The organism is Pseudoflavonifractor sp. An184, assembly GCF_002160305.1.
Classification (GTDB): domain Bacteria; phylum Bacillota; class Clostridia; order Oscillospirales; family Oscillospiraceae; genus Lawsonibacter; species Lawsonibacter pullicola.
Genome location: NZ_NFKI01000076.1, coordinates 1 through 11735 on the forward strand (window position 1 = coordinate 1; position 11735 = coordinate 11735).

The window sequence follows — 11735 nt, forward strand, 5'->3', positions numbered from 1 at the left end:
GCTCACCAATAACTCCTGCCTGTTTCATCGTTCCATAAGTTAAACCATTCTTTTCAGTGTACTGGTTACTGGTCGCTGCCCACACATCTACACTATTAACCGGCGCTTCATGATAAATAGTGTTAAGATTATCATTTTCATTCAATAGCCGATCCTTGGTTTGATTTACATCTTCATTTGGTACTACAGGACTGCTCATGTCTGCCATAATGGCAGCTCTCGCCTCTTCTACCGTCGTTGCTTCTGGGGCCAGATCTTCATTCCCCCCAATTGTAAATGTTCCAATCACATTTCCGTTCATGTCATAGAGCGGAATATCCGGATCGTTTTCCAATTTCTCGTAGTACGCTTCAATATCAGCTTCACTGGTAATGTTGGGGCGCATATCATCCATTCTTACGTACCCTTCTACGCCACCGTTTCCAACCGCAGCAATCAGATCCGGTTTATATCCTACCAGTTTCGCTGTTCTGACGGTCCCATAGGTATCTCCATTTTCATTGACCGGGAAAGCCTTGACTTCTTCTAATTGATTTACAGCCCTGAGATCTCCTCCCACATATGGTGACTCTGGCACTTCCACATATTTATGCGTCGTTCCAGTATAGAGATCTACCTCTCCCGCTGCATAAACCATTTGAGGTGTGTATTGCCTTGCAGTACAGGCATACTCAAAGGTTGCACCAGAAGAATTATAGACAAATCCAGTAGATGCAAGAATCTGATCTCGCGGAGTACAAAGCCAGGCATCTACACCAATATACTTTGCCGGAACTTGCGAGTGATCAGAAACTACTGCCCAAGCCGATGCACGATAACGATTCGTAGAATCTTCATACAGAATGGAGTAAATATCATACGATTTACTCCCTGCAGATTCTGTAATATGCCCGGATTCATGCTCCGTTGCCCCTGTTGCAGCAAAAGCCGAAGTAACCCCTACCATAGCAAACACCATAGCCATGGCAGAAATCCGTTTAAACAATTGCATTTTTTTCATTATTGTTCACTCCTTACCACTTAAATGATTAGTTTTTCCATAATACAATATTTTTCTTTTATTCTCTCACCTTCTTTCTCATATGATCTGACAATAATATAAACATACCTTTTCCTACTTTTAGACGGTATCACTCAATTACATATAAAGTAAACCACCCTTCAGTTTCATTGAAGGAAATTTTTAGTTGCTCGGTTTATCCCCTCTTTGGTTTACCTCTAAAAAAAGAGAAGCTGAAGGAAATTCAGCTTCTCTCAGGGGATAAGATTAATAAAATTGATAATTCATTACTGCTGTCACATTCTCGTTGTCACTACTATACATTACTACGCCATATTGTCCTTCTGGAAGCTCCGTTAAATCAAGTAGTCCCGAAACAGCACCACCATCAAACATTGCTATAAAATAATGATCTGTTACTTTATTATACAAACCAATGTAAAGCGTCCGTGCTGGTGACATCCAAGTACAATGCACTGCCATACTCCGAACTTTATTTGCCCCACCTATATCTACAAGATCTTTTGTTCGAGATATCGAAGCGGCATCTGTTTTATCTAAAACTAACGATTCCTTTGGATCATCACTATCAAAAATATCCTCTTGCTCTTTAAAAAACAACGTAACATCTGTTACATTTTCTTCAAAAGGGAATGCACGCTCTACTATTGTATTCATAACTGGATCTTGCGCCGTTGATTCAGCACCAGCACTTGACCCTTGATTTAAGCATCCAGAAAGAGGAAATAATAGGCATAAAAGAATTATTCCTTCCTTCCCTTTATTAACTAACTTCATACTGAAGGGCTCCAGTAACCGACTGATCTCCAACATTCTTAATATAAATCTTGTAGTCGCCCTTATCTAAGCGAGAAGAATTCAACCGTCTATTAGAAACGTCTCCGTCCGTACACAGAGTATAGACAGCGTCTCCTGTCTTAACATTATACCAACCAACTCTTATATCCTGAGAGGCCGGTTTCCAGGTCATAGATTCAATTGTCAAAATAGAATCCGCATCGTTAATGTAGTAAGTTTCATCTGATGTAATAAACTTTCCTGGTCCTAAATTAGAAAAAGCCATACTTAAATTAGCAAGCGGCATAATTGTGCCCTCATCATTTTCTTGGGCCGCTCGCACAGCCGTAGTAATAGTATAACTAAAATCAACATACATCGTTTTGCTGTTTCCATTGGCAAGATACGGATAGAGGAAAGTTGTTTTAGACGGTCTAATTGTCGTACTTCCACTTCCTCCTGTCGCTCTATTTGCATAATGGGTTCCAGATCCATCAGGCTTGGTTCCTAATCCATAATACAAATCTAAGTTTGTCGGCATATATTCTACACTCATTTTCGCAGACGTCACGCTCTCCCCCGCGAAAAATACAGCAGTATTTGCCGGCAATTCATAATCTTTATAGGTCGCAAGCGGCATGACCTCTGAATCGATCACAATAATATGCTTAATTTCTCCATTCCCATTTGTCGGGGAGTCAGAAATAACCATCTCCGTATCAGGAGAAGCAGAAGATTTCGTAGACAACTTTTCTTCTTCCGGTAAAACATCATTGAGGATAATATGGTCTATTTCCCCTTTTCCGTTTGTCATAGAACCATAGCTTTCACTCGAAGCTGCAAACGCTGATGTAATACCTACCATCGCAAAAACCATTGCAGTAGCCGTAATACGTCTAAACAGTCGCATCTTTTTCATCATAGTCACTCCTTACTATTTTTCCGTTAATACGATTTTTTCTGTACACCTTTCATCAGTATTTTTCTATCACCTTCTTTCTCAAATAATTGTTCACTATAAACATCCTAAGTTCTCTATCTTTACAATACCATTTGAATATACATAGTAAACCACTCAATAGTTTCATATAAGGAAATTTTTAGTTGCCCCCTTCATTGCTTCTATAAATTTAAAAAAGAGAAGCTGAATTACATTCAGCCTCTCTCAAATAAAATATTTTATTTACAATAAATACTTTCCCAATCCTTTTCGTAAGACTTCATTAATCGTCTCTGTAAGGTTTTTTTCCTCATCCAACGCCATTCGCCGTAAGGCTTTCTCGATATCTCGATCCAGAAAATACGACCGCTGCACTCGATCCTTATTCTTCACTTTCACCACAGGCATCTCTTGGCTTTCCGCCTCCGGCTCCCGATCAGGCCCAATAATTTGCTTGAATGCCGCCTCCCGGTCAAACTTCGCCTTTCCTGCCATCACTCGTTTTCCCCTTTCAAAAATTCCTCGACAAAAGCTCTATAATCCTCGGCCACCGTAGATTTTCCGGCATATTCAAATAGATCGGTTCGGTTTGCCTGGGCTTCCTCCACTACCACTGCAGAGCGAATATAGGTTTTGTAAATCGGCGCCGAGATATATTCACTCAACTGCTCTGCCAGCTCCTTGATCTGCCGGCTGATGTTGGCCCTAGGATTGAACCGGGTAAAGAGAATGCCCCGAATCTTCACGCCAGGGTTGCAATACTTCTGGACACTGGTAACCGTCTCATTGAGCTGAGAGATCCCAGCCGTTGCGAAGATCCCGGCCGTGGTGGGGATCAGTATATCGGTGGCACAGGTAAAGGCGTTCACCGTCAGCACGCCCAGGGAAGGCGGCGTGTCAATCACGATAAAATCATAGTCACCGGCAACCGGAGCCACGGTCTCCTTCAGCCGGTGCTCCTTCCCAGTCTGGGACAGCTCCTGCTCGGCTCCGGCCAGCATAATATTCGCCGGCACCACATCATAGCCACCCTTCGCGTGCTGCATGGCCTCCTGGATGGTGGCCGCCCGCTTCATCACCTCATAGATCGTCGGGACGTTGTAACTCTCCACGCCGCAGGCCGATGAGAAGTTTCCCTGGGGATCAAGATCGATCCCCAGCACCTTATACCCTTTTCCGGCCAGACCTGCAGCCAAGGCCTGGGCCGTAGTTGTCTTGCCGACGCCACCCTTCTGATTGGCTACTGCAATTATCATTGTTCTCACTCCTTCTACAATTATAGAATTATAGTTTTCTATGTATCTATATTTCTATTTTACTATGTATCTATTTTTATAGCAATATAGAAATCCAGAAAGCAAGAAAAAAGCCGGCCCAATATGGCCGGCTTTCTCTGTCTTTACTTCCACTGCCAGGGTGACTCAACCAAATGCACTGTATCATCGGAATCGGCACGATAATAATAAAAGTCTGTTCCAAACGCCCGAAACCGAATATGCCATAGACCGCAGAATTGAATCTTCTCAATATCCTTTGCTCTGATCCCAATGGTACGCTCCACATCTTCCTTCAGCTGATCGTCAGTATAGCGGCAATTCATCTCAGCCCTCCGCGCTCTCACGCGCCCATAGGCCAACCGGGGAAACCCCAGGGTGCCCTGGCATATACCATCCCTCGGAATTGTACTCAAAGGAAACAGATCGCCACGTGCCCCCACCGAGCTGATCCGGAAGCAGTACATCCAGGCCCTGGCCGCAATGAATATCCCAGCCGTCCCAGGTCAGTCGATCACGCTCCTGTTCATAACCGATCTGCAATATCTTTTGCTTCAAAGGTTCTTCCTCCTTCTTCATTCGGCCCAGTTTTCGAGATCCAACTCTGGGACACGCTCAAATTCTCGCATATTATTTGTCACCAGGGTCATTCCTTCTACTCGTGCATGGGCAGCGATCAGCATATCCAGCGGACCGATAGGCGTTCCTCGACTTTGTAAATAAGCCCGGATCTCTCCGTACTCTGACGCTGCAGCCGCTCCAAATGGAAGGACACTCAGCGGAGCCAAAAACCGAAGAAGCGCCTGCTCATTCTTTACTGGGTCTGAGCTATGTTTCATTCCATACTCCAGCTCCGCCAGTGTAATGGAAGAAATGCAAATTCCTCCATCCATTTCCTCTCGAAATCGCCGCAGCACATTCTCCGGTTTTTTCTTCATTACATAAATGCAAATATTTGTGTCCAGCATATAGGTCATAGACTTTCTCTCTCCTCCTGGACACCTTGATCTCGCCCGTTCTCAAAAATGTCGCTGGTAAAGCTATTCAATCCATCCATAAAGGTCTGCCACAGAGATTCCTTTGGAACCAGGAGAACCGCATCCCCAAGTTGCTGTACCACAACTTCCTCGACATTGAATCGAAATTTCTTCGGCAGCCGTACAGCTTGGCTCCTTCCATTTTCAAAAATCTTCGCTGTCTCCATAATGGTCACCTCCTAAATAATATATATCACGATATATATTATTTGTCAATAGTCTCTATTTATCCCACGATTTTGATTATGAACTATAGTTGCTCCATGTAACTTCCTGTTTACATTTAGTTGCTTCTCTCAAATTTCTAACGAAACCGTTTCGTCACTCCCATAAATTTGTAATTCATTACTTTCCCTGCTCTATATCCCACCACTTCCGAATGGTTTTCGGATCAAGACCCGTGTCACGATGGCAGTCGGCCTTCCGGCCCGCCGGGTGCTGCTGACGCCACTCTTGCACCCGGTTCTGGGCCGTACCACTGCCAGCTGGCCGCCCCTCCTTCACAGGTTCCCCCAACTGCTTCTTCAATGCCTTCATCGTATTCATTACTTGAAGGTGCTCCCTCCGCTTACGCCAATTTCTCTTATTGACCGGCATGGAAAGTCCAGAAAGCCTGGCAATATCATCCCTGGGAAATGTCACATAATCCTCGTTGAACATCTCCAGGGCGCACACCACATCATCCTTGGTAAAGCGGTTTATATCCTCAATGCTCATATCATCATAAGGTTTCAGCAATGAAAAAGCGTCCTGGCGTAGTTCATCCTCGTCAATATCACACTTTTTCGCATAGATCGCCAGCGTCATAATCCCATAGAACCGATGGCCTACCCGGATCTCGTCCTCGATCCGGTGCAACCACCAGTCATAAAGGTCACGCTTAACCACCCAACGACCCCGCCGCTCCTTCTTGACGATCCGACGCTCGTACCAATCCGGGTACTTCTCCTTCGCCTCGGCCAGCGAAAGCCGACCCTTCCGCATGAGGCCCACAAGGTATTGTTGCTCCCCGTTGCTGTCTGGGATAAAGTCCAGCAGCCTTTCCAGCGTCACCCTCCCGCCGAGCCGGTACGCCGTCACAGGGTACTCCCGGCCCAGTTTGGAGCCGGAACCAACCACCCGGAACCCCTGTAAAATGCCCTGCATTTGCGGCTCCTTAATGGTGGAAGTGTACCTGTTCCATATCTGCCGGGTAAGGGCATACTTTAATTCCTTCAAGCATTTCTGGTTATGAGGGTACATAGGGATCGGTTCTTCCAAGACATAATACAAGTGAAGTCCCGTCCCACTGTTTACGACAAAGGTTGCCTGGGGAAGAATATCCTTATTCATCTGGTGCAGCGTATCCCGGAGCTGAGGCATACCCACCCCATCCAGGTCAAAGACCAGGGCATAGAGATACCGGGCGTTCTTGCCGCACCGCCGCCGGCCGAAATAGGACAAAGGGGACATAATGGTAAAGTCAGTATCAAAGACCTCCGACAGCTCCGTCAGCTCATCCGTGATGGTATAGCGTTTGGCCTTTCCGTCACCCTCGATCTCCAGAGCAATCCCCGCCGCCTTCGGCGGAACCGTCACCGCGATCCCGTTGCCCTTCGCGTCCTCAAAATGGCCTTTCCGCTCAAAACTGCCTACCGGGAAGATCTCCCGATAAAATTCAAAGGGCGTAACCGGCTCCAGGAACTTTGCCAAATGCTCATTCTTTTCATGATACAATTCCCGCAGCCGCTCCATAGCGGCCTGCTGATCCATAGCCATACGCTCACCTCCAAAAGAAAAAGTAGCAAAAAGAAATCCGCTGCGGCGGGGACGCCTGCGGGCGGGAAGGGGGGAAAGGGGGAGCCAAAGAGCGGCCCCTACGGGGCCTTAAAGAGAAAGTCACCTCCCCCTTTCCCCCCTCGCTCTGGGGCATGGAAATGATGGAAAACCCTACGGGTTTACCACATTCCCACACCCCGCCGCTCACCCCCCTTTTCCCCTCCGACTTTCTCCCTGTCCGAGAGAGAAAATTAAAAGATTTCCTGAGGGCCTAACGGCCTTAAAGGGGGCATATATTATCAATGACTTAATTCCCTATTTTTTTGTAGCCCCCATTTTCCCCCTCTCTCCAGCTACGTATAGCCCCTCCACACGGCATATATTATCAATGAGTTTTTTCCCTATTTTTGATTGTCATTATAGCCTGTCCAATGGTCTTTTTCAAGGTCCATGGACAGGCTATTTTATCGCAGCCTCAAATCGTTTGGAATCCGTTTCAGCGCCCTGGTGTGGAAAAATTTTACTTCCCAGTAGCCATACCTTCCATTCATTTGAAAATAAAATTCAAGAGCAATATTATACTTCTCCGGCTCCGAACACCACTGATGATCGTCTACCATACTCTCATAGTTGCCGGGATAATAGCCATTGATCCCAAGCCTGCCAATCAATGTCTCTCCAGCCTCGTTCTTTCTAAGCAGATCCCTTGTAATCTGTTTACGTACAATTGCTTCTGGCATATCAATCGTATAAGGGCTTTGAATTACCGCTTCCCACAGTAACACGTTTTGGAGCTTTCGGTATCCGTCCTTATAGCGGTACTCCTTTTCTCCGGAGGCCACCACTACATATCCAGTGTGCTCTTTCTTCGGTTTTAGTTTCCGGTCCGCATTGGCACGCTCTTTGGCGATCCGTAGCAAATTGGCGTTCAGAGCGCGCTGGTGGGCACTCTCCGCCCTTTCCTGCTCCAGCTGGCCCTGGATAGCTGCCACCTCTTTCTTGGCCTCCTGACGGGCCTGTTGCACTGTATTCGCCGCATTTTTCTCGGCCTCTGTAACTGCTTTATCTGCGTTACTCTTTGCAATCCCGGCGTCCATTTCTGCTCTTTGCTTTTCCTGAAGGATTTTATCATACTCCTGTTTTGTGAGAATTACATGGGTGCACGCCGGATCAGAATACCCTCCCTGGACTTCCTTATACCCTCCCAGGGTAGTTACTTTCACAAATTTGCTGATGGCAACCCACCTCCTCACAGATCCCGGATATAGTTATTCGCTACAACCTCCAGCCGGTTGTGGCCCAGGGCCTTGCTGCAGACCAACATGGCCGCCTTGTCCAGCTTCCGGCCGGACTCATCTCTCCTGCAGGTATAGACCTGGCTCTGGTAGCGGTGTCCTGTCCCCTTGTTTACCCGATCATAAGGTATTTCAACAATAGGCCGGGCGTGGCTCTTATAGATGGCCGTGGCATACTCGGCCCGGTAGCCATGAATATCGGCGCTCTGGTGGACGTGCTGCCACACCTTTTCTTCCGCCGGCGTGTTCCTGATGCGCTCCACGATCTGTTCAATATTCGGGCCGACGATGGGGCTTACTCGCTCCCTGCCGCCCTTTCCGTTGCGGACGTGGGTAAAGTAGTCCTCCCGGAACATGAGCGCGTCCTTGAGCATTCCCAGGCGTTTCTCAGCGTCCGGCGTCAGCTCCGCCGGTAGGAGCTTCTTCAGCTCGGAGATCTCTGCCTCGATCTGCGCCCTGGTCATGAGATCCTTCCCTCGAAGCTCCTGCAGCTCTTTCCGTCTCAGCCCTGTCCCCTGGCAGAACTTAATCAGACCGTCATTATTGGTCTTGGAGAAGTGCTTGTCTCGTACCCGGACGCCGCGGCTCCGTTTGATATTCTCTCTCTGCTTCTTGGGTGCCTTGAAGAAATCTTCATCATCCGGGGCAATCCCGTACAACTTCCCCATGGCTGACCGCTGCACTCCTATCGTCCAGGCAGAGAGACCCCGGTCCACGCCGTCCTGCAACCACTCGCCCACATACTTCCTTGCCTTTTTCAGTGTGGTACATTCCGAGTGGTGCTCCTTGATGTACTTGATAAAGTATTTTGTGTGCTTCCAGTAGCTCTTGTAGGTATTGAAGGAAAATATCTTATCTCTGTCGGCTCCCTCCGACTTGGCCGCCCGTCGGCTCTCGCCAAAGGCTTGCATACTGTTCAGGCGTTCATAGGCTTGCTGGTGGAGATCCTTGGAGTACGACTTGTTTCGCCGGCCCATGGTCCCTCCTTCTCCCATATATAGATTTATATTTTCATAGTAAAATATAAATCTATTTTTCATTATTTCTATTTATCTATAAATCAATATTTCCTGTTTTCTATGAGTTCAAGCTAAGCCGCCTCCTGCCAGCTCCATTGGGAGACTCGACATTTGGCAAAATACACTTTTTAACGTCTTATGTGTGACGGCTTTGGGATTGCTCCCTACACTTTTTTACACTGCTTATGTGTGCAGCCCCATTTATTCAGCTCTACGGCAGTTGGAGATCTGTCGGCCCATTTTAGAGGTGGGTGGCTCTCCGGAAGATCTACAGTATTCCGGCTGCTATCAAAGGGTGGATAGGGACACGATACATTTTGCTTACCCATCACTTTCAAAAGGATTACTCATGGTGGGGTCCATGGTGCACTTTCCAGTTCACAAAGGTTACTACGGCAAGCCCGCGCACCATATAGGAGTATCAACCCTAAATGGCTTCTGATTAGCAAACTGCTAAACCCCCAGCCGGTAACTCCCGGCCAAGACGCTCTGGGCCTAATTACTATTTACCCTCGCCCAGACGAGCATGGAATCTATGCTGCAGCTCCCGGCCATCGCCGTCCGTAGACGCTCTATCCAGCCTCCTTTCCATCGGAGCCGCTGATCGACGTCGAGCCGATCCGCAGTCTCAACTACTATTTTCCTCCATTTTCATGTTACCATAGTAGAATCAGGTTGTCAACATATTCAGAAAAATAACCGTATACCGGTTTACCCGTTCATGCGTGGCATAACGGGTAAACCGGTATTATTTTTACGTACAAAGAAGGTGCGGCGATCATCGCCGCACCTTTATCAATACTTCACATAACCAGAAACTGAAATCACATTGCCTGAATTATTTCTTATTGCCAATTTATAATTTCCTCGCGTCTCTATTCTAATAGTCTTGTCAATACTCCCATTTTTTACATTGAAGTAATGAAACGCTCCATCTGAATCGACCAGCCCAACATCGACGCTGGCATCCATTGGAGTATATGCAGCTTTAATAGTAACCGTTTCTCCTGCTTCCATAGGAAACGCTTGATTTGCAATAGAGGTAAATCCACTCTTAACTGTCAAATCAAACGATACTGTCGCTCGAGCTTCTATCCTTTCTATTCCCTGAATACTTACTGTTCCCGTTGTAACTGAATTTTCAGCGGCTCCTACAGGTAGAGAAAGGCTTACAATTAATGCGGCACTAAGGAGCCCCCGGATCAGTACCCTCTGCATTTTTATCACTCCTATCTTGTTTTGTTCTCATGTAATAAAATTAAACTCGTCAGTATTATCATTATCTTCTACTATTGACTGTTCAGTTGTAAGTGTATCTATAGAAACACCACCCCATTTTTGTAGAAACACTGTTGCAATAACGCATACCGCTATAAGTATAAGAATCGTCACCGCACTTATTAAAAGTTTCTTTCTAATGTCCGCTTTGATTTTTCTATCGCTATTTTCTACTGTACTTTCCTCATCATTTTTTGAGGTAACTGTTTCACCTTTGTCTTCTTCGTCATCTTTTGGTGTTAACTCATCTTCTTCATCGTTCAATAAGTAATCCAGAGATACCCCATACAACTTACTTAACGATGATAGGTTTTCTATAGATGGAGCTGTTGCCCCAACTTCCCATCTTGATACTGCTTGTCTGGAAACCTGCATAGCCTCTGCGACTTCTAATTGAGACATGCCTTTCTCTTTTCTCGCTTTAGATAATTTCTTGTGCAACTCCATCTATTTCCACTCCAAATCTTAGGTCAAGAACATCTGGATGTAAACCACACAAGGTTTACATCCAGGCAACTGTAAGTTGCCTTTCGACTATTTTACACATTTTTTATCCTTTCATATTCAATAATCTCTTCTTTATGATCGATTCTATACTGTATTAACAACTCTCCAATAAGCTCACTAATACTTCGCCTCTGCACATAAGCAATTTTCTGAATATCTCCATATAAGCTTGGAAAGACTGACAAACTAATCCTTATTTTCAGTTCTCTCTCCTCTTTTGGCCTTCCGCGGCGACCTCTCCCTATAGGTTGGCCTACTTTCTGACCTTTTCCTCTAGTTGACCCACCAGCAGATATCCGCTGGCTCTCTCGCTCTTTCAATCCACCCATAGTCTGACTCTCCTCGTTCCGCCTCAACAACACTTAATTATTTATTTTATATAATTTATTTCAATTATATCTACTGTAATATTTATGTCAAGGCAAAAAAAAGCGAGGGCCAAAGCCCTCGCTTTAACAAATTTTTATTTCGTTTTACAGAACTTATCGTAGCCGCTCAACTACATCGAGTACCCTGTTGGGAACTCTCCGATAACATTTCCTTCCATATCATACACTGGAATAAACTTCTGCACATTTTCATTCATAGTTTTATCAATGTAAGAATTGATCTCGGCCTCAGACGTTCCAATTTTTCTCAGATAACGAACCGGAGAAAAATCTTCAAGCGTGACCCATCCCTGCATCCCATTAGTTGCAACTACACTAACCATATCAGGCGGCTCACCAATAACTCCTGCCTGTTTCATCGTTCCATAAGTTAAACCATTCTTTTCAGTGTACTGGTTACTGGTCGCTGCCCACACATCTACACTATTAACCGGCGCTTC

14 protein-coding genes and 1 pseudogene are annotated in these 11735 nt (G+C 46.0%); all 15 read right to left on the reverse strand.

Features of this window, described 5'->3' with window-relative positions; genetic code table 11:
- Nucleotides 1–1000, reverse strand: a pseudogene (locus B5F19_RS17295) (hypothetical protein); the annotation flags it as partial.
- Between the two features lie 267 nt (nucleotides 1001–1267).
- Complete coding sequence (locus B5F19_RS17300) at nucleotides 1268–1798, reverse strand: hypothetical protein (RefSeq protein ID WP_140394260.1); 531 nt, start codon at nucleotides 1796–1798, stop codon at nucleotides 1268–1270.
- Entirely contained in the window at nucleotides 1785–2720 is a 936-nt protein-coding gene (locus B5F19_RS17305; RefSeq protein ID WP_140394261.1) for a hypothetical protein, read from the reverse strand. The genes B5F19_RS17300 and B5F19_RS17305 overlap by 14 nt, the downstream gene beginning before the upstream one ends.
- A gap of 261 nt (nucleotides 2721–2981) precedes the next feature.
- Entirely contained in the window at nucleotides 2982–3233 is a 252-nt protein-coding gene (locus B5F19_RS15375; RefSeq protein WP_087292175.1) for a hypothetical protein, read from the reverse strand.
- A complete protein-coding gene (locus tag B5F19_RS15380; protein ID WP_140394262.1) occupies nucleotides 3233–3994 on the reverse strand; it encodes a ParA family protein in 762 nt (253 codons plus the stop codon). The genes B5F19_RS15375 and B5F19_RS15380 overlap by 1 nt, the downstream gene beginning before the upstream one ends.
- Nucleotides 3995–4339: 345 nt before the next feature.
- Nucleotides 4340–4570 (reverse strand): DUF5348 domain-containing protein, encoded by a 231-nt coding sequence (locus B5F19_RS15390; RefSeq protein WP_087292181.1) that lies wholly within the window; start codon nucleotides 4568–4570, stop codon nucleotides 4340–4342.
- A 17-nt stretch (nucleotides 4571–4587) separates the two neighbouring features.
- Nucleotides 4588–4989, reverse strand: a complete 402-nt coding sequence (locus tag B5F19_RS15395) for a type II toxin-antitoxin system VapC family toxin (RefSeq protein WP_087292183.1) — start codon at nucleotides 4987–4989, stop codon at nucleotides 4588–4590.
- The gene (gene vapB, locus B5F19_RS15400; RefSeq protein WP_087292186.1) at nucleotides 4986–5216 is read right to left on the reverse strand and encodes a type II toxin-antitoxin system VapB family antitoxin; all 231 of its coding nucleotides are present in this window, start codon (nucleotides 5214–5216) and stop codon (nucleotides 4986–4988) included. Before vapB ends, B5F19_RS15395 begins: the two co-directional genes overlap by 4 nt.
- A gap of 178 nt (nucleotides 5217–5394) precedes the next feature.
- Nucleotides 5395–6807 (reverse strand): hypothetical protein, encoded by a 1413-nt coding sequence (locus tag B5F19_RS15405; RefSeq protein ID WP_204248346.1) that lies wholly within the window; start codon nucleotides 6805–6807, stop codon nucleotides 5395–5397.
- 464 nt (nucleotides 6808–7271) lie between these two features.
- Nucleotides 7272–8030 (reverse strand): hypothetical protein, encoded by a 759-nt coding sequence (locus tag B5F19_RS15410; RefSeq protein ID WP_140394263.1) that lies wholly within the window; start codon nucleotides 8028–8030, stop codon nucleotides 7272–7274.
- A gap of 26 nt (nucleotides 8031–8056) precedes the next feature.
- Nucleotides 8057–9079, reverse strand: a complete 1023-nt coding sequence (locus B5F19_RS15415) for a hypothetical protein (protein ID WP_087292192.1) — start codon at nucleotides 9077–9079, stop codon at nucleotides 8057–8059.
- A gap of 837 nt (nucleotides 9080–9916) precedes the next feature.
- The gene (locus B5F19_RS17310; RefSeq protein ID WP_140394264.1) at nucleotides 9917–10339 is read right to left on the reverse strand and encodes a hypothetical protein; all 423 of its coding nucleotides are present in this window, start codon (nucleotides 10337–10339) and stop codon (nucleotides 9917–9919) included.
- Between the two features lie 27 nt (nucleotides 10340–10366).
- Nucleotides 10367–10846, reverse strand: coding sequence for a helix-turn-helix transcriptional regulator (locus B5F19_RS15420; RefSeq protein WP_087292195.1), 480 nt, complete (start codon nucleotides 10844–10846; stop codon nucleotides 10367–10369).
- 92 nt (nucleotides 10847–10938) lie between these two features.
- Complete coding sequence (locus B5F19_RS15425) at nucleotides 10939–11235, reverse strand: hypothetical protein (protein ID WP_087292198.1); 297 nt, start codon at nucleotides 11233–11235, stop codon at nucleotides 10939–10941.
- 170 nt (nucleotides 11236–11405) lie between these two features.
- The coding region (locus B5F19_RS17580) for a hypothetical protein (RefSeq protein WP_204248347.1) at nucleotides 11406–11735 on the reverse strand (330 nt) is incomplete at its 5' end.

Excerpts from the sequence above, each read along its gene's own strand:
- B5F19_RS15380 (WP_140394262.1), bottom strand. The coding sequence starts at position 3,994 with ATGATAATTGCAGTAGCCAATCAGAAGGGTGGCGTCGGCAAGACAACT.
- B5F19_RS15420 (WP_087292195.1), bottom strand. The coding sequence starts at position 10,846 with ATGGAGTTGCACAAGAAATTATCTAAAGCGAGAAAAGAGAAAGGCATG.
- B5F19_RS17300 (WP_140394260.1), bottom strand. The coding sequence starts at position 1,798 with ATGAAGTTAGTTAATAAAGGGAAGGAAGGAATAATTCTTTTATGCCTA.
- B5F19_RS15405 (WP_204248346.1), bottom strand. The coding sequence starts at position 6,807 with ATGGCTATGGATCAGCAGGCCGCTATGGAGCGGCTGCGGGAATTGTAT.
- B5F19_RS15415 (WP_087292192.1), bottom strand. The coding sequence starts at position 9,079 with ATGGGCCGGCGAAACAAGTCGTACTCCAAGGATCTCCACCAGCAAGCC.
- B5F19_RS15375 (WP_087292175.1), bottom strand. The coding sequence starts at position 3,233 with ATGGCAGGAAAGGCGAAGTTTGACCGGGAGGCGGCATTCAAGCAAATT.
- B5F19_RS17305 (WP_140394261.1), bottom strand. The coding sequence starts at position 2,720 with ATGATGAAAAAGATGCGACTGTTTAGACGTATTACGGCTACTGCAATG.
- B5F19_RS17310 (WP_140394264.1), bottom strand. The coding sequence starts at position 10,339 with ATGCAGAGGGTACTGATCCGGGGGCTCCTTAGTGCCGCATTAATTGTA.
- B5F19_RS15395 (WP_087292183.1), bottom strand. The coding sequence starts at position 4,989 with ATGACCTATATGCTGGACACAAATATTTGCATTTATGTAATGAAGAAA.
- vapB (WP_087292186.1), bottom strand. The coding sequence starts at position 5,216 with ATGGAGACAGCGAAGATTTTTGAAAATGGAAGGAGCCAAGCTGTACGG.
- B5F19_RS15425 (WP_087292198.1), bottom strand. The coding sequence starts at position 11,235 with ATGGGTGGATTGAAAGAGCGAGAGAGCCAGCGGATATCTGCTGGTGGG.